Genomic DNA, 16,920 nt, shown 5'->3' with positions numbered 1-16,920 from the left:
CGCTCAGATGCTGCGGACGGCGCGCAGCGACTCCTTCAGCGACCCCATCGTCGCGAAGACGGCGGTGGGCTCGTAGCCGCAGTGCGCCATGCAGTTCGCGCAGCGGTCGTCGCGGCCCCGCCCGTAGGCGTCCCACTCGGTGGTGCCGAGGAGTTCCTGGTAGCTGTCGGCGTACCCGTCGTCCATCAGGTAGCAGGGCCGCTGCCAGCCCTTCAGCGAGTACGACGGGATCGCCCACGCCGTGCACGGGAAGTCGGCCCTGCCCTCCAGGAAGTCCAGGAACAGCGGCGAGTGGTTGAACCGCCAGCGCTCGCGCCGGCCGTCCGCGAACGCCTTGCGGAACAGGTTCCGGGTCTCCTGGACGCCGAGGAAGTGCTCCTGGTCGGGCGCCTTCTCGTACGCGTACGCCGGCGAGATCATCATCTGGTCGACGGCCAGCTCGTCGTTGAGGTAGTCGAGGACGTCGATGACGGTCTGCGGCGTGTCGGTGTTGAACACCGTCGTGTTGGTCGTGACCCGGAACCCGCGCTCCTTGCACATTCTGATCGCCTCGACCGCCTGGTCGAACACGCCCTCCTTGCAGACCGACGCGTCGTGCCGCTCGCGCAGCCCGTCGATGTGCACGGCCCACGCGAAGTAGCGGGACGGCTCGAACAGGTCGATCTTCTTCGGGATCAGCGCCGCGTTCGTGCACAGGAACACGTACCGCCGCATCCGGATCAGCTCGGCGGTCAGCTCCCCGATCTGCGGGTGCATCAGCGGCTCGCCGCCCGCGATCGACACCATCGGCGCGCCGCACTCGCGGACCGCCGCGACCGCCTGCTCGACCGGCATCCGCTGCTTGAGCACGTCGGCCGGGTGCTGGATCTTCCCGCAGCCCGCGCACGCCAGGTTGCAGGCGTACAGCGGCTCCAGTTCCAGCAGAAGCGGGAACTTCTTGCGTCCCGCCAGCCGGTTGCGCAGCACGTACCCGCCGACCCGCAGGCTCTGGCGCAGTGGCATCGCCATGTCTCATGAACCCTTCAGGTACCGGCCCAGCGCCGAGAGCGGGAACACCAGGCGGTACAGGTGGTAGTTGATGTAGAAGTCACCGGGGAAGCCGGTGCCGGTGAAGTGGTCCTCGTCCCACGTCCCGTCGGGGCGCTGGTGCTCGGCGAGCCACCGGACGCCGCGTTCGACGGCCTCGCCGCGCTCCCCGGCGGCGAGCAGCGCGAGCAGCGCCCACGCGGTCTGCGACGGCGTCGAGACGCCGCGCCCGATCCACGCCGGGTCGCGGTAGGAGCGCAGGTCCTCGCCCCAGCCGCCGTCGTCGCGCTGGTGGCGCTCCAGCCAGTCCACCGCGCGGCGGATCTCCGGCCGGCCCGGCCGGACCCCGGCGGCGATCAGGGCGGGGACGACGGCGCCCGTCCCGTAGACGTGGTTGGCGCCCCAGCGGCCGAACCAGGACCCGTCCGGCTCCTGCGCCTTCAGCAGCCAGACCACGGCCCGCTTCGCCGTCAGCGAGTCGGCCATGCCGCGGTGCGCCAGCGCCTCCACCGCGTGGGCGGTGACGTCGGCGGACGGCGGGTCGATGACCTCGCCGAAGTCGCAGAACGGGAGCCGGCGGCACAGGCCGCGGGTGTTGTCGGCGTCGAACGCGCCGAAGCCGCCGTCCCGGGACGCCATCCCGGCCAGCCAGCGCACGCCCCGCTCGATCGCGGGCTCGGCCCGCGGGTGCCGGACGCGGTTCAGCGCGATGACGGCCTCGGCGGTGTCGTCGACGTCGGGGTAGCAGTCGTTGTCGAACTCGAACGCCCACCCGCCCGGCGGCAGGTCCGGGCGCCGCACCGACCAGTCGCCGGGGCCCTTGACCTCCTCGCCGATCACCCATTCCGCGGCCCGCTCCAGCGCCGGGTGCCCCGCCGGCAGGCCCGCGTCGGCGAGCGCGTTCATGGCGAGGACGGTGTCCCAGACGGGCGACTGGCACGCCTCGATGCGCCGGCCCTTCTCGTCCCGGATCGTGAACCGTTCGAGCCCCTCCAGGCCGCGCCGCATGACCGGGTGCTCCACGCCGTAGCCGAGCAGGTGCAGCGCGATCAGCGAGTACACCATCGGCGGCTGGATGCCGCCCCACGACCCGTCCCGCTCCTGCCGCGCGATGATCCACTCGCCGGCGCGGCGCAGCGCCGCCCGGCGCAGCCCCTTCACAGGCCGCCGCTCGTACACGTGCAGGGCCTTGTCGAGCGTCTCGAATGCCGTGTCCCACCCCGGCAGGCCGCACCCCGCCAAGCCGCGCCGCCGGTCCCGCGGGACCTCGTCGCTGGGCTCCAGCTCCGCGAGCCCGAACGGCAGCGGCCGGACGGGACGCAGCGCCCCCGCGACCGCCAGCGGCACGATCGTCTGCCGCGCCCAGCACGCCCAGTCGTAGACGTTCAGCGGGAACCAGCGCGGCAGGAACATCATCTCCGGCGGCAGCACCGGCAGCTCGTCCCACGGCCACCGGCCGAACATCGCCAGCCAGAAGCGGGTGAACACGCGGGTCGCCGGGACGCCGCCCGCGCCGCGGACGTAGGCGGCGGCGCGGGCCATGTGCGCCGCGTCGGGCGCGTCGCCGGCGAGCCGCAGCGCCACGTACGCCTCGACCGTGGTGGACAGGTCGGGCGGGCCGTCGTGGAAGGTGGCCCAGGTGCCGTCCGGCGCCTGCTGCGACCGGATCCAGCGGGCCGACTCCGCCGTGTCGGCGTCGGTGCGGATCCCGAGGAACTCGCGCAGCAGCAGGTCCTCGGCGTCCATCGTGACGTTCGTCTGCAGCTCGCCCTTCCACCACCCCTCGGGCGACTGCAGGAGCAGCAGGTGCTCCTGCGCGGCGGCCAGCGCCTCGGCGGCCGTCCGGGTCCGCGTGCCCGTCTCCACCGCGGTCATCAGTGGTCCCTCCCGGTGACGAAGTCGGCGATGTGCAGGAAACCGGCGCGCACCGGCTCCGGGATGCGGGCGGTGACCAGGTGCTCGGCGGCGCGCTGGATGCGGCTCTCGGCCTCCAGCTCGGCCCAGGCGCGCCCGCCGGCCGCCTCGACCAGCGCGGCGGCCTCCGCCAGGTCCTCCTCGGACGGCTCCGGCCGCGCGTACAGCTCGGCGAGCCGCGCCGCCTCCGGCGTGCCGGAGTTCAGCGCCGCCACGACCGGCAGCGACATCTTGCGGGACCGCAGGTCCGACAGCGCGGGCTTGCCGGTGGCGGCCGGGTCGCCCCAGATGCCGAGCAGGTCGTCGGTGAGCTGGAACGCGATGCCGAGGTCGGCGCCGAACGCCTCCAGCGCGGCGCAGAGCGGCTCGGACGCCCCGTCCAGGACGGCCCCGATCGCGCAGGAGCAGGCCAGCAGCGCACCGGTCTTGTCGGCGGCCATCCCCATGCACTCGTCCAGGCCGGGCCGCTTGCGGTGCGTCTCCAGCTCCATGTCGAGGGCCTGCCCCGCGATCAGGCGCCGGGTGGCCGCGGCCAGCGCGCGCGCCGCCGGCGCGGAGCCCTCGCCGGGCGCCTCCAGCACGATCTCGCCGGCGAGCGCGAGGAGCGCGTCCCCGGCCAGGATCGCCGACGCCTCCCCGAACACCGTCCACGCCGCCGGCCGGTGCCTGCGCGTCCGGTCGCCGTCCATGATGTCGTCGTGCAGCAGGGAGAACGCGTGGACCAGCTCCACCGCGACCGCCGCCGGGAGGGCGCTCTCCTGCGGCGCCACGGCGGCGCGGGCCGACAGCAGCGCCAGCGCCGGGCGGAGCGCCTTGCCGGCGGGCGCGGTGCGCGGCCGGCCCTCCTTGTCGGTCCAGCCGAGGTGGTAGGCGGCGACCCGGTAGGTGCGCGGGTCGAGCCGGCCGACCGCGGCGCGCAGCGCGCCGTCGACGAGCTCGCGGACATCGGTCATCGAGCCGGGAGCAGCCGTCACCGGTCCCGCACCCCCTCCAGGTGGCGGCGGGTCAGGCGGGCGGCGGTGAGGCCGCTGCGCACTGCCCCTTCCATGGTGTCGGGCCAGCCCGTGTCGGTCCACGCGCCGGCCAGGAACAGGCCGGGCGCCCGCGTCGCCGCGCCGGGGCGGGCGCCCGCGGTGCCCGGCCGCTGCCGGAACGTCGCCCGCCGCTCCCGGGTGACGAAGAAGTCGCGGATGCGGGCGTCCCGCGCGGCGGGCAGCAGCCGCCGCAGCTCGGGGACGAACCGGGCGCGCAGCTCGGCGGTCGGCATCTCGACCCAGCGGTCGGCGGCCGACAGCGAGACCGCGAGGTACTGGCCGTCGCGCAGCCCGCTCACGGCCGTCCGGTCGAACACCCACTGCGCGGACGACCCGGCGGTGGCGGCGAACGGCTCGTCCAGCACCGGCCGGTCGTAGACGACGTGCACGTTCACGATCGGGCTGGCGTCGAGCTCCGGCCAGGTCAGCGGATCCGGCAGCGCCTGGTCGGGCAGCAGCCGCGCGGCCGCGTCGTGCGGCACCGCCATGATCACCGCGTCGGCGGCCATCGGGACGCCGTCCACGACGACCTTCGGGTCGGTGGTGACCGCCTCGACCCTGGCCTTGAGCCGGACGGTCGCGCCCATCTCCGCCATCCGGCGCAGCGCCGGGCCGCCGTGCAGCTCCTCCAGCGGCACGAGCGGCACCCCGATGTCGGCGGCGTCGGCGCGCCCGAACAGCGCGTTCCGGCACACCATCGCCGACAGCCCGAGCGCGGCCTCGTCGACTTCGGCGTTCAGCGCGGAGGTGAGGAACAGCCCCCAGAGCGCCTGCCTGGCCCACGGCCGCTGCCCGTGCTCGGCCAGCCACGCGCCGGCCGACACGGCGTCGGCGGCCGGGTCGGCGGGGTCGACGCGGCGCAGCGCCGCGGACGCGCGGACGGCCCGGAGCCGGTCGGCGGGCGACAGCGGCGAGTACCGGGCCAGTGCGGGAAGCATGTGCAGCGGGCTCGGCAGCCGCGACCGCCGCAGCCTCGCCCGCCCCATGCCGGGCACCAGGACGGGCACGTCGAACCGGTCCTGCGTCTCGACCAGGTGGTCGGCGCGCAGCCTGCGCAGCAGCCCTTGATAGGCGGAGCAGCACCGCAGGAACACGTGCTGCCCGTTGTCGATGCACAGCTCGCCCCGGGTGAACGAATGCGTGGCCCCGCCCAGCCATGGACGGGACTCCAGGAGCGTGACCGGCACGCCCGACTCCCGCAGCGCGATCGCGGCGCTGATGCCCGCGAGCCCGCCGCCGACGATCACGACGCTCACCGCTCCACCCCCGACAGCGCACGCGCGGCCACGACCGCCTTCTGCCACGTCGGCAGCGACATCCGGGTGTTCAGCGCCAGCGCCGGATTCGCCGCGATGCTCTCCAGCAGCCGCCGGTAGATGCCGGCCATCGCCGCCGTGCAGGCGGCGCTGCGCCGGTCCAGCAGCGGCAGCAGCCGCAGCCCCTCGGCGTACCAGGCGCGGGCCCGCTCCGCCTGGAACCCGACCAGCTCGTTCAGCCGCCACGGCGGGTCGACGAACATGCCGGACTCGTCCAGCTCCAGCGTGCACTGGAACCGCTTCAGGTCCTCGGCCGGGATGTAGACCCGCCCGGCCAGCCGGTCCTCGCGCACGTCGCGCAGGATGTTGGTGAGCTGGAGGGCGACGCCGAGCGAGTCGGCGAGGCCCTCCGCGCGCTGCCGCCCGTCCGAGCCGAACACCCCGAGCGACAGCCGGCCGACCGTCCCGGCGACCCGCTGGCAGTACCGCAGCAGGTCGTCGAACGTCTCGTAGTCGGCGCCGCGCACGTCGTCCTCGCACCCGTCGATCAGCTCGCCGAACGCGTCCAGCGGGATCGGGTACCGGTTCGCCGCGTCCGCCAGCGCCGTCAGCACCGGGTGCCCCTCCAGCGCGGACACGTCGGCGCGCCGGCGCAGCACCGCCTGGACGGTCTCCAGCCGCCGCCGCGACCGGTCGAGCAGGTCGAGCCGCACGCACGCCGGCTCCGGCCCGTCCCCGACGTCGTCGACGCCGCGCGCGAACGCGTAGACCGCGCTCATCGCCCGCCGCTTCGGGGCGGGCATCAGCCGTATCCCGTAGGAGAAGTTCCGGGCCTCCGCGCGCACCACCCGCTCGCAGTGCCGGTATGCCTCCAGGACCTGTTCGGAACGCGCACCGGCCTCCGAAACCGCCGTCATCTCGCTTCCCCCTTTCCAGCGGCGAGCGCCCACCATCGGGCCGCGAGCTCCGCCCGGTGCGGGCGCAGCGGCCGCGCGAGCACGTCGTAGCGGCCGCGCGCCAGGGCGGCCAGCGCCGCGCGGCCCCCGGCCACATAGCCCGCGACCGCGAACCGCGCCCATCCCGTCAGGCCGGCCAGCAGCGGCGCGGCCCCCCGGTCCAGCAGCTCCGCGGCGCGGCCGGCCTCCAGCGCCAGCACCCCGCGCAGCCGCGTCGGCGTCACCGGGCGGGCCAGGTCGTCCTCCGCGCAGCCGAACCGCCGCAGGTCCTCGCCCGGCAGGTAGATCCGGCCGTTGCGGTAGTCCTCCCCGGCGTCCTGGCAGTGCTCGACGAGCTGCAGCGCGGTGCAGACGTCGTCGGACGCCGCCGCGAGCGCCGGCCGGTGCGCGCGGAACAGGTGCAGCACGATGCGCCCGACGGGCGCGGCCGACAGGGCGCAGTAGCCGGCCACGTCCGCGAACGTCTCGTACCGGTGGACGGCCTGGTCCTGCCGGTTGGCCCGGACCAGGTCGCGGAACGGCTCCTCCGGGAGCCGGCGGGCGTGCACCGTCGCCGCCAGCCGCCGTAACTGCGGCAGGTCCGGCGTCCGTCCGGCGAACACGCGGTCCAGGTCGTCGTCCACGAGGCCGAGGAGCTTGGCGCGCTGCTCGGGCGGGGCCTCGTCGCCGATGTCGTCGACGAGCCGCGCGAAACCGTAGACGGCGCGCAGCCCGGCGCGGTGCCGGGCGGGCAGCAGCCGCGCCGCCACCGGGAAGTTCTCCCGGGCGGCGAGCCGGTCCAGGGCGCGGTCGTGCTCGTCGGCGCTCCAGGGCGATTCAATGATCACCTTCAAGAGATCGACCGGACCGGCACCGGAAAAACTCTGGCCGAGGTATGGACTTGGTGAAGCGCAGCGTGGCGGGAACCCGGCCGGTTCCGGACCGCGGGCGCGCCGGCGGTTGACCTTGTCCCGCTTACATGGGATAACGTCGTTACGTCCAGAAAACACTGTTTTGGCGAGGAGGGCCGATGGCGGCGGACCCCCCGGCTCCGAGCGCGTTCGAGCTGGCCCAGCGGCAGGGCGACGAGGCGATCCGCACGTCGCTGCTGGACGCCGCGAGCCGCCTGCTGGCCGCCGAGGGCCCCCAGGCGCTCGCGCTGCGCCGGATCGCCGGCGAGGCCGGCTGCTCCACCACCGTCCTGTACCGCATGTTCGGCGGCAAGAACGGACTCATCGAGGCGCTCTACATCGAGGGCTTCGAGCGCTTCCGGCGGCGCCTGGCCGCCGTCCCGCGCGACCCCGACCCCCGCGAGCACGTGCGCGAGCTGGGCCGCGCCTACCGGGCGGGCGCCCTCGCCGACCGCAACTACTACGGGCTGATGTTCGGCGCGCCGATCCCCGGGTTCGCACCCGGCGAGGAGGCGCGCGCCACGGCCATGTCGACCTACGCGATCCTGGAGGACGCGGTGGCCGCGTGCGCCGCGGCGGGCCTGCTGATCGACGCCAGCCCCCGGGCCATCGCCGCCGCCTTCTGGGCGGAGGTCCACGGCTTCGTCAGCCTCGAACTGAACGGCCACCTGGCCGACCCGGACGCCGTCCTCGACACCCTCATGGCCGGCGTCTCGTCCGGCTTCTTCAGCACCCCCCGAGAGTGAGGTCATCATGGCCAGCCCCTACCTGGAAGGGCTCCTCGCACCCGTCACCGAGGAGGTCACCGTTCACGACCTCCCCGTCACCGGACGGATCCCGAGCGGACTGCGGGGCCGCTACCTGCGCATCGGCCCGAACCCGCTCGTGGTCGAGGACGAGTCGGCCTACCACTGGTTCCTCGGCGACGGCATGGTGCACGGCGTCCGGCTCCGCGACGGCCGCGCCGAGTGGTACCGCAACCGCTGGGTCCGCTCGCGGAAGGTGGCGGAGCGGCTCGGCGAGGAATGGCCCGCCGGGCCCGTGCTCGACAACTTCGACTTCTCTCCCAACACCCACGTGCTCCAGCACGCCGGGGACACCCTCGCGCTCGTCGAGGCCGGGGCCAGGCCGTACCGGCTCGACCACGAGCTGAACACCCTGGGCCCGAGCGACTTCGGCGGCACCCTCAAGGGCGGATACACCGCCCACCCCAAGGAGGACCCGGACACCGGCGAACTGCACGCCGTCGGCTACCACTTCGGCTGGGAGCATCTGGAGTACACCGTCCGAAGCACCTCCGGTGAGATCATCCGCTCGGTGGAGATCCCGGTCACGGACGGCCCGATGGTCCACGACTTCGCGCTGACGCAGAAGTACGTCGTCATCTACGACCTGCCCATCACCTTCTCCATGGCGCTGGCCGAGGCCGGGGCGGGCCTCCCGTACGCCTGGAACGACGCGCACCCCGCCCGCGTGGGCGTGCTGCCGCGCGACGGCGGCGCCGCCGACGTCCGCTGGATCGACATCCCGCCGTGCTGGGTCTTCCACACCCTGAACGCCTACGACGACGGCGACCGCGTCGTCGTGGACCTGGCCCGCTTCCCGAGCTTCATGCACGGCGGCCGGCTGGAGGGCAACCCGGCGGCGGTCCTGGACCGCTGGACGATCGACCCCGCGGCGGGGAAGGTCGTGCAGGAGACCGTCGACGACCGTGCGCAGGAGTTCCCGCGCATCGACGAGCGGCTCACCACGCGCCGCCACCGGTACGGCTACACCGTGGGCGACAGCGGCGTCGACCCCCAGGGCGGCACGGGCCTGATGAAGCACGACTACGAGCGCGGATCCGCCGAGAGCCGCCCGTTCCCGAAGGGGGCGGGCGTCGGCGAGGCCGTGTTCGTGCCGTCCGCGCCGGACTCCGCCGAGGACGACGGCTACCTGATGACGCTGGCGTTCGACCCCGTCCGGCAGGGCACCGACCTCGTCATCATCGCCTCGCAGGACTTCACCGGTGAACCCGTCGCGACCGTCCACCTCCCGGTCCGCGTCCCGCTGGGCTTCCACGGCTCCTGGGCCCCCGACCTCCGCTGACGCCCCCCGGCGGCGCGGTCGTTAGGCTCGGGGCATGCCGACCCACGAACGCGAGATCACCGAGCCGGTCGACCTGTGCCTGCCGGACGGGCGGCTCAACCAGGACGCGGTCGGCTGGACGCGGCGCCCCCTGCACCGCGCGAACCTGCGCGGCTGGGGGCGGGCGAAGCGCTGGGAGTACTGGGGCATCGTCACCCCGCGGCACATCATCGGCGTCGTCGCCTCGTCGATCGACTACGCCGGGGTCCACGGCGTCTACGCGCTGGACCGCGAGACCGGCGAGGAGACCGCCCGGGACGCGGTCGTGCCGTTCGCGCGCGGCGCCGTGTTCCCCGACCGCAGCGGCGAGGGCGAGGCGTCGGTGCGCGGCGGGGGAGTGGCGGTCGGCATCCGCCAGCACGCGGGCGGCTCGCACCTGCGTGCGCTCGCGCCCGCCGCGGGTTTCGACCTGGACGTCGAGATCCCGCTGGAGGACGGCCACGAGTCGCTCGGCGTAGTGATCCCGTGGGGGCGGCGGCGGTTCCAGTACACGGTGAAGGACGTCGGGCGGCCCGTCACCGGACGGCTGCGGCTGCCGTCCGGCGAGCACGAGATCGGCGGGCATGAGAACGGCGAGGACGCGTTCGCGGTGCTCGACCACGGGCGCGGCAAGTGGCCGTACCGGATGACGTGGAACTGGGCGGCGGCGAGCGGGCCCGGCGTGGCGCTCCAGCTCGGCGGCAAGTGGACGGACGGCACCGGCATGACGGAGAACGCGGTCTTCGTCGACGGGCGCCTCCACAAGATCGGCGAGGAGCTCCGCTGGGGCTACGACCGGGACGACTGGCTGCGCCCCTGGACGATCAACGGCCCCCGCGTCGAGGCCGAGTTCCGCCCCTTCCACGAGAAGGTGTCGCGCACCGAGCTCGGCATCGTCGGCACCGAGACCCACCAGTGCTTCGGGCACTTCAGCGGGCGCGCCCGCACCGACGGCGGGACCTGGATCGAGTTCGACGGCCTCACCGGGTGGGCGGAGGAGGCCCGGCAGCGCTGGTGAGGCGCAGCCGCGCGTTGACCGACCGGACCAGCCGCTCGGGCAGCTTGCAGACCGCGCGGTCGTAGGTGAGCAGGCCGTTCAGCTCGTCCTCGACGTCCGACAGCTGCGTGTAGACGGTCGCGCTCAGCCCCCGCGGGATCGCCGGGACGATCTGCTGCGCGTGCAGCCGCGCGAACGCGGCGCCGAGGCGTTCGGCGGAGTCGTAGCGCTTGTAGCCGAAGTCCTCGTCGTTGAAGGTGTGGCCGTCCACCCGCAGGTTGTACCCGCCGTATTCGGACAGGACGAGCACGCGCGGGTCGTCGCGGCGCGGCACGCGGAAGCGCCGGAAGTAGACGTGGAGGCTGCGCAGGTCGCCCGCGCCCTGGTCGTGCCAGCCGCTCGCGTGGTCGACGGTCCGCGTCGGGTCGAGCGCCTTGACCTCCGCGGCGACGGCGGCGGCGTCGAACTGGCCCCAGCCCTCGTTGAACGGCACCCAAACGGCGATGCTCACCACGTTGCGGAGGTGCTCGACGGTCTCGCGCATCTCCGCGCGGAACCGTGCGCGGCTGCCGGGGTCGGCCCGGCCGAACCGGCCGTGCTTCGCGTCGTTCAGCCGCAGCGGCGTCACGGCCGGTGCGGTGACGACCGCCGGATGGTACGGGCCGCCGCCGTTCACCATGTCCTGCCACACCAGGATGCCGAGCCGGTCGCAGTGGTGGTACCAGCGCAGCGGCTCCACCTTGATGTGCTTGCGCAGCATGGTGAAGCCGAGCCGCTTCATCGTGGCGATGTCGTGCACCAGCGCCTCGTCGGACGGCGCGGTGTACATGCCGTCCGGCCAGTAGCCCTGGTCGAGGATTCCGGCGTGGAAGTAGGGACGGCCGTTGAGCAGCAGCCGCGGGACACCGTCCTCGTCGGGGCCGACGCCGAACGACCGCATGCCGAAGTAGCCGTCGACGCGGTCGTCCCCCAGCCGGACGGTGACGTCGTAGAGGAACGGGTCTTCGGGGCTCCAAGGGTGCACGTCCGGTATGGGAATCCGGATCGGCTCGCCTGGGGTCGCGTCGGCGTTCGCGACGACCTGGTCTTCCGCGCGGACCTCGATGCTCGCTTGCCGGTCGGTGCCGGCGTGCACGGTCACCTCGACGCATGACTCGTCCAGGTGTGGCACGAGCGTGAGCCGCTCGACATGGACCGCGGGCACGCACTCGATCCACACGGTCTGCCAGATCCCGGACTGCGCCGTGTACCAGATGCCGCCGCGATCGAGCTTCTGCTTGCCCCACCCCAGGTCGCCCGTGTCGGACGGGTCGCGCACCTCGACGACGAGCGTGCCGGACCCGTCGTGCAGGGCGTCGGTGACGTCGAGACAGAACGGCAGGTATCCGCCCTCGTGGCGACCGGCCTCGATGCCGTCGATCAGCACGCGGCAGGACTGGTCGACCGCGCCGAAGTGCAGCAGCACGCGGTGGCCGTCGGGACGGAATCCGTCCGGGAGGACGACGTCGCGCCGGTACCAGAGCGTTTCGTCCGGGCGGAGCTGCCGGCCCACCCCCGACAGCGGCGACTCGGGGGAGAACGGCACGATGATCTCGCCGTCGTACTCCGCGGGCTCCTCGTCGGCGAACGCGTACTCCCAGCGCCCGTTCAGGTTGAGGTAGCTGTCGCGGACGAGCTGCGGCCGCGGGTACTCGGGCAGCACCGCGTCCGGGTCGAGCTCGGCACCCCAGCGCGTCAGCGGCGTCACCGGACGGCCTCCCTCCTCGTCGCGTCCCGCCGCAGCGCCAGCACCGGCGGGACGATCAGCACCAGCACGGCCGCCGCCGCGATGAAGATCCCCGGCGTCGGGACGTGCTTGAGCACGCCCAGGTCCGCGTAGCGCTCGTCGGCGCCCTTGATCACGGCGGCGCCGAGGTACGGTCCGATGATCATAGGGACGAGGATCGCGAACACCATCCGCAGCCCCTGCACGTGCCCCGCGCGCCCCGGCGGCGTGTAGTCGCGCACAAGCGCCCCGATCGGTGCGAGCACCAGCATGAACCCCGACATCAGCACGAGTCCGGCGCCCATCACCGCGAGCATGTCGCGGGCGAGCGGCATCAGCAGCAGCCCCGCCGCGTACACCGCGATCGCCGGCGGGAGGAACCGGACCTTGCCGACCCGGTCGATGACCCGCCCGAACAGGACGCTCACCGCGGACGCGCCGGTCAGCACGACGGCCAGGACCAGCGCGTACCCCTCGATCTCCAGGTACCGCTCCAGGTAGATGATCAGATACGGCAGGAACACCTGCGTGGAGATGCCCCACACGCACCAGGCCGAGAGCGCGAAGTACAGCCCCGGGTTCGCCCGCATCGCGCTGGGGCGCAGCCCGTGCACGAGCGCGTTCAGGTAGCCGCCGCCGTGGCGCTCGACCGCAACGTCCCGCACGAACAGCCACGCGACGACCCCGGCCGCGGCGATGATCAGCCCGATGGCGAGGAAGAACAGCGACCAGCGCCCGTCCCTCGTCAGCCAGTCGAAGCCGCCGAACACCACCAGCATCGACATCAGCGGCATGACCGCCAGCACGGCCTCGACCCGCCCGCGGTTCGCCGGCCGCGTCACGTCGGTCGTCCACGCCTGGAACGCCGCGTCGTTCGCTCCCGAGCCGAGGAACGACATCACGCAGTCGAGCAGGATCACGGTGACGACCGCGAGCGCGACCGCGTCGGCCACGGGCGCGACCGCCGCCACGGAGTCGACGCTGACCAGCCCGAACGCCGCCGTGCACAGCCCCCACGCCACGTACCCGCCGGCGATGAAGGCGCGGCGCCGGCCCAGCCGGTCGGACAGGGCGCCGATCGTCAGCGTCGCCACCGTGGCCGCCGCCGCGCTCGCCGCGACCATCGCCGCGATCACGTCGGGGTTCCCGCTGATCTCCTCGTGCACGAACACGTTGAGGTACATGTTCTCGACGGTCCAGGCGAGCTGGCCGACGAAGCCGAGCACGATCAGCATGGTCCAGAGCCGGCGTCCCAGCGGACCGGCCGAATCGTCCTTCACGGACGAGACACTACAAGTGGTACTTACCGTGCGCGGGCGGCGCGGCGGGCCGAGCGCCGCGAGGCCGGCTTGGGGGCGGTGCGCAGCCAGACCTCGATCTGGGCGCCGCCCAGCGGCGAGGTGCCGACGCGCAGCGAGCCGCCGGTGGACTCCGCCAGCCGCCGCGCGATGTCCAGGCCCAGCCCCGTGGACCCCGCGCCGCTCGCCCCGCGCCGCAGCGCCGCGTCGCCGTCCGCGATGCCGGGGCCCGCGTCGCCGAACAGCAGGCCGGTGGAGCTGCGGCCGCGGTGGACGGTGAGCCGGAAGGCCGTGCCGTGCGGGGTGTGCCGGAAGATGTTGCCCATCAGCGCGTCCAGGGCGGCGGCCAGCTCGGTCTCCGGGACCGGGACGGGCGCGGGGGCGTCGGCGCCGACCAGGTCCCAGCCGCGGTCCTGGTCCTCGGCGAGCGCCGACCAGAACGCCAGCCGCCGCCGGACCACCTCGGACGCGTCGCAGCCCGCGTCCGGGCCCGGCCCGCCGGCCGCCGCGCCGGGCGGGCCGCCGGTCGGGCCACCGGGCCGCCGGGCGGCGGCGATGATCTCGTCGACGGCCGTCTCCAGCCGGTCCAGCGCGCCGCGGCTCTGCGCCAGCCGGGCCGGGTCGCCGGGGTTGGCCGCCAGCCCGTCGAGGTCGACCCGCAGCGCGGTCAGCGGGGTCCGCAGCCGGTGCGACAGGTCGGCGCCGGCCTCCCGCTCGGCGGCCAGCAGCCGGGCGAGCCGGTCGGCCATGTGGTTGAACGCCTCGCCGGCCGCGCGCAGCTCCGGCGGCCCGTGCGGCTCGACGCGCGCCGCCAGGTCGCCCGCGGCGACGTGGGTGACCGCGCGCACGAGCCGGTCGGTGGCCCGGACCACCCGCTTGGCCAGCCGGTCGGCCATCGCCACCGACACCAGGACCAGCGCGAGCGCCACCAGCGCGAGGATGAGCCACGAGCGGGCCACGCCCCGGCTCAGCTCCTCCTGCGGGACGTACACCTCGATGACGGCGAAGGTGCCGGCCTCCAGCAGCACCGGCCGCAGCAGCACCTTCCCGCCCGCGGCCTCGACGGTGGACGTGCGGCCCAGCCGGCGTGTCTCGGCGAGGTCGGCGGGCGGGGCGTGCGGCGCCCCGAGGGCCTGTCCCGTGGGCAGGTGCAGCGCCAGCCGCCCGGCCGTCCCGGCGGGCACCGAGCCGACCGCGTCGGCCAGCGCGGCCGGGTCGCCGGTCACCGACAGCACCGGAACCAGGGAGGCCGCCTGCCGCTCGGCGGCGGCCATCGCCCGGTCGTGCGCCATCTGGCCGTTCAGCAGGCCCAGCGGGACGACGAACGACAGCGCCACCATCGCCGTCACCGCGGTGGCGATGCGCGCCAGCGAAGATCTCATCCCGGACGTCCTCCCGGCGGGTACTACGGCGAAGCGGCAGTGTAAGGACCACGAATTATGCTCTTATGGGACGTATGAGGCCCATGCGAGGACGAGTCGGTTTCATTGCGGTGTGGACGGCCACCACGCTCACCGGCATGGCGATCAGCTGGGCCGGGGTGAGCGGCGCGCTGCGCGGCACCGCCGAGGCCACCCCCGACCTGGCCGCCGAGGTCCCCGTCCGGCAGGGGCGGCCGCCCTCCCCGGGGTCCTCCGCCGCGCCGTCCGCCTCGTCCACCACGGCGGCCCCCTCCGCGGCCCCCTCCGCGTCGCCCTCCAGGCCGGCCGCGTCGCGCTCCGCCGCACCCGGCGCCGGCCGGTCGCCGGAACCGCGGACCTCCCGCCGCCCGGACGAGCGGGTGCGGACCTACACCGTCAAGTCCGGACGCGTGGTGCTCGCGCTGTCCGACGAGTCGGCACGGCTGGTGTCGGCCACGCCGGACGACGGCTTCCAGGCGAAGGTGTGGCGGCAGGAGAAGTGGCTGCGCGTCGATCTGACCGACGACGTCCACGGCTCGGCCGTCTTCGCGACCTGGCACGACGGCGCGGTGCGCGTCCAGGTCTACGAGTACTGAGCCGGGGTCTACGAGTACTGAGCGGGCCGCGGGAGCGCGGGTCATTCCGGTGCCGTGAGCATCACGCCCACGCCCCGCACGGTGTGCAGGTAGCGCGGCGCCGTGGAGCGTTCCCCCATCTTCCGGCGGAGCCAGGACAGGTGGACGTCGATGGTCTGGTCGTCGCCGTAGGGCTGCCGCCACACCTCCGACAGCAGTTCGCGCCGGGTCACCACGCGCCCGGCGTTGCGGGCCAGGAACGCCAGCATGTCGAACTCCAGCCGCGCCAGTTGCAGGACGTCGCCGCGCAGTTTCGCCTGCCGCCGGTCGAGGTCGATGTTCAGTTCCCCGACCACCAGTGCCTGCCGCCGGGGTTCCGTCCGCGTCCGGCGCAGCACCGCCTCGATCCGCGCGTGCAGATGGTTCGCGGAAAAGGGCTTGACCAGATAGTCGTCGGCGCCCGACTGGAGCAGGCGGATGATCTCCGCCTCGCCGTCCCGCGCGGTCGCCACGATCACCGGGACGTCGGAGACCGCGCGCAGCATCTTCAGCGCCTCGCCGCCGTCCAGGTCGGGAAGGCCCAGGTCGAGGACCACGACGTCGGGGGCGTTCGCCGCCGCGTCGCGCAGCGCGTCCAGCGCCCGCGCCGCGCTGCGCACCGCGTGGCCGAGGTCGCGCAGTTCCCGCAGGAACGCCTGCCGGACGTGGTCGTCGTCTTCAACCAGCAATACGGTAGCCACGATCGGACGATAGCCTAAAGTTAATGGACGGAATGGTCCGTCCCGTTGTCGGGTCATGGCGCCGGAATTCCGCCGCGCACCGCGTGCAGCCGGGCGGACCGAGGCCGTCGCGGCCTCGCCCCGCCCGGTGCCCGGCTCCGCGGGGAGCCCGGCCGGTCTCAGCTGTTGAGCATGCCGAGCATCTGCCGGATCTGGTCGGTCCGGGACTCCTTGACGCGCTCGGCGAACGCCTTCGCCTCGGCGTCCCCGCCCTTGCTCGTCTCCTCCTCCGCCATCTTCACCGCGTTGTGCTGGTGCGCGACGAACAGGTTGAGGAAGGCGGGCTCGAAGGCGGCCCCGGTGGTCTTCTTCAGGGTGCTGATCTCCTTCGGGCCGGTGGCCGGCAGGCCGCCGTGCTCGGCGTGCGAGCCCGGCGCGTGGTGGGTCGTGGCCGGCTCGGACCACTTGCGGAGCCAGGAGGTCATCGTCTTGACCTCCTCGGCCTGCGTCGCCGCCACGGCCGCCGCGAGGTTGCGCACCTCGGCGCGCTTCGCGCGGTCCTCGGCCACCCGCGCCATCTCCACGCCCTGCTTGTGATGGGCGATCATCATCTGCAGGAACATCACGTCGTGCTCGTTGTGGCCGGCCGGGGCCGGCGCGTCCGAGGCCGCGCTCGCCGGCTCGGTGGACGCCTGCCGCTCCTGCCCGCCGCCGCACGCCGTCAGCATCAGCGGGAGGACGAGCAGCGCGGGCAGCGCGGCACGGCGCAGGGACCGGCGGCTCACAGCGCGAGCCACAGGGCGGGGGTGAACACCGGCTCCCAGCTGCGGATCGTCGTGTGACCCTGCCGGCAGCGGTACCGGGTGCCCTCGTAGGTGACGACGTCGCCGACCTTGTACGTCACGCCGGGCCGCCACGCCGCACCGTCGGCGGGCGCGCCCGTCGGCTGCGGCCGGGACGACGCGGGGGCGGAGGGCGCGGGGG

Annotated in this window: 16 protein-coding genes; 4 read left to right on the top strand and 12 right to left on the bottom strand. The window is 74.2% G+C overall.

Annotated elements, in window-relative coordinates; translation table 11 throughout:
* Positions 1–3: 3 nt before the first annotated feature.
* From hpnH to hpnC, 6 genes are read right to left on the bottom strand one after another with little or no spacing between them, the layout of a single operon-like run.
* Positions 4–1,008 (bottom strand): adenosyl-hopene transferase HpnH, encoded by a 1,005-nt coding sequence (gene hpnH, locus E1200_RS11000; RefSeq protein ID WP_131951737.1) that lies wholly within the window; start codon positions 1,006–1,008, stop codon positions 4–6.
* Positions 1,009–1,011: 3 nt separating this feature from the next.
* Positions 1,012–2,901 (bottom strand): squalene--hopene cyclase, encoded by a 1,890-nt coding sequence (gene shc, locus E1200_RS10995; RefSeq protein ID WP_131951736.1) that lies wholly within the window; start codon positions 2,899–2,901, stop codon positions 1,012–1,014.
* Complete coding sequence (locus E1200_RS10990) at positions 2,901–3,914, bottom strand: polyprenyl synthetase family protein (RefSeq protein ID WP_131951735.1); 1,014 nt, start codon at positions 3,912–3,914, stop codon at positions 2,901–2,903. Before E1200_RS10990 ends, shc begins: the two co-directional genes overlap by 1 nt.
* Positions 3,911–5,230 (bottom strand): hydroxysqualene dehydroxylase HpnE, encoded by a 1,320-nt coding sequence (gene hpnE / locus E1200_RS10985; RefSeq protein ID WP_243708475.1) that lies wholly within the window; start codon positions 5,228–5,230, stop codon positions 3,911–3,913. The genes E1200_RS10990 and hpnE overlap by 4 nt, the downstream gene beginning before the upstream one ends.
* On the bottom strand, positions 5,227–6,147 hold the full coding sequence (hpnD, locus tag E1200_RS10980) for a presqualene diphosphate synthase HpnD (protein ID WP_131951734.1): 921 nt from the start codon (positions 6,145–6,147) through the stop codon (positions 5,227–5,229). Before hpnD ends, hpnE begins: the two co-directional genes overlap by 4 nt.
* A complete protein-coding gene (hpnC, locus tag E1200_RS10975) occupies positions 6,144–7,013 on the bottom strand; it encodes a squalene synthase HpnC (protein ID WP_131951750.1) in 870 nt (289 codons plus the stop codon). Before hpnC ends, hpnD begins: the two co-directional genes overlap by 4 nt.
* A 182-nt stretch (positions 7,014–7,195) precedes the next feature.
* Here hpnC and E1200_RS10970 point away from each other — a divergent pair, with 182 nt between their 5' ends.
* From E1200_RS10970 to E1200_RS10960, 3 genes are read left to right on the top strand one after another with little or no spacing between them, the layout of a single operon-like run.
* Positions 7,196–7,822 carry a TetR/AcrR family transcriptional regulator gene (locus E1200_RS10970; RefSeq protein WP_131951733.1) on the top strand — a complete coding sequence of 209 codons (627 nt, stop codon included), beginning with the start codon at positions 7,196–7,198 and terminating at the stop codon, positions 7,820–7,822.
* Positions 7,823–7,829: 7 nt separating this feature from the next.
* Positions 7,830–9,164: a carotenoid oxygenase family protein gene (locus E1200_RS10965; RefSeq protein ID WP_131951732.1), complete on the top strand. Its 1,335-nt coding sequence runs from the start codon at positions 7,830–7,832 to the stop codon at positions 9,162–9,164.
* 34 nt (positions 9,165–9,198) lie between these two features.
* Complete coding sequence (locus tag E1200_RS10960) at positions 9,199–10,200, top strand: DUF2804 domain-containing protein (protein WP_131951731.1); 1,002 nt, start codon at positions 9,199–9,201, stop codon at positions 10,198–10,200.
* On the opposite strand, the gene E1200_RS10955 is transcribed toward E1200_RS10960, so the two are convergent.
* The 3 genes from E1200_RS10955 to E1200_RS10945 are packed head-to-tail and all read right to left on the bottom strand — an operon-like array spanning position 10,163 to position 14,624.
* Positions 10,163–11,926: a sugar-binding domain-containing protein gene (locus tag E1200_RS10955; protein ID WP_131951730.1), complete on the bottom strand. Its 1,764-nt coding sequence runs from the start codon at positions 11,924–11,926 to the stop codon at positions 10,163–10,165. The two genes, E1200_RS10960 and E1200_RS10955, sit on opposite strands and share 38 nt — an antisense overlap.
* Positions 11,923–13,224, bottom strand: coding sequence for an MFS transporter (locus E1200_RS10950; RefSeq protein ID WP_243708474.1), 1,302 nt, complete (start codon positions 13,222–13,224; stop codon positions 11,923–11,925). The genes E1200_RS10955 and E1200_RS10950 overlap by 4 nt, the downstream gene beginning before the upstream one ends.
* 23 nt (positions 13,225–13,247) lie before the next feature.
* Positions 13,248–14,624, bottom strand: coding sequence for a HAMP domain-containing sensor histidine kinase (locus tag E1200_RS10945; RefSeq protein ID WP_131951729.1), 1,377 nt, complete (start codon positions 14,622–14,624; stop codon positions 13,248–13,250).
* Positions 14,625–14,761: 137 nt separating this feature from the next.
* Here E1200_RS10945 and E1200_RS10940 point away from each other — a divergent pair, with 137 nt between their 5' ends.
* Positions 14,762–15,238, top strand: a complete 477-nt coding sequence (locus E1200_RS10940) for a hypothetical protein (RefSeq protein ID WP_131951728.1) — start codon at positions 14,762–14,764, stop codon at positions 15,236–15,238.
* Positions 15,239–15,279: 41 nt separating this feature from the next.
* On the opposite strand, the gene E1200_RS10935 is transcribed toward E1200_RS10940, so the two are convergent.
* From E1200_RS10935 to E1200_RS10925, 3 genes are all read right to left on the bottom strand, one after another.
* Positions 15,280–15,957, bottom strand: coding sequence for a response regulator transcription factor (locus E1200_RS10935; RefSeq protein WP_207933291.1), 678 nt, complete (start codon positions 15,955–15,957; stop codon positions 15,280–15,282).
* Positions 15,958–16,115: 158 nt separating this feature from the next.
* The gene (locus E1200_RS10930; protein ID WP_207933290.1) at positions 16,116–16,721 is read right to left on the bottom strand and encodes a DUF305 domain-containing protein; all 606 of its coding nucleotides are present in this window, start codon (positions 16,719–16,721) and stop codon (positions 16,116–16,118) included.
* Positions 16,718–16,920: carbohydrate-binding protein (locus E1200_RS10925; RefSeq protein ID WP_347813209.1), on the bottom strand; the 203-nt coding region annotated here is incomplete at its 5' end. The genes E1200_RS10930 and E1200_RS10925, both read right to left, overlap by 4 nt.

It is taken from the genome of Actinomadura sp. GC306 (genome assembly GCF_004348665.1).
GTDB lineage: Bacteria > Actinomycetota > Actinomycetes > Streptosporangiales > Streptosporangiaceae > Spirillospora.
The sequence above is the reverse complement of the archived record's forward strand: the minus strand, read 5'-3'. Positions and strand labels throughout refer to the sequence as shown.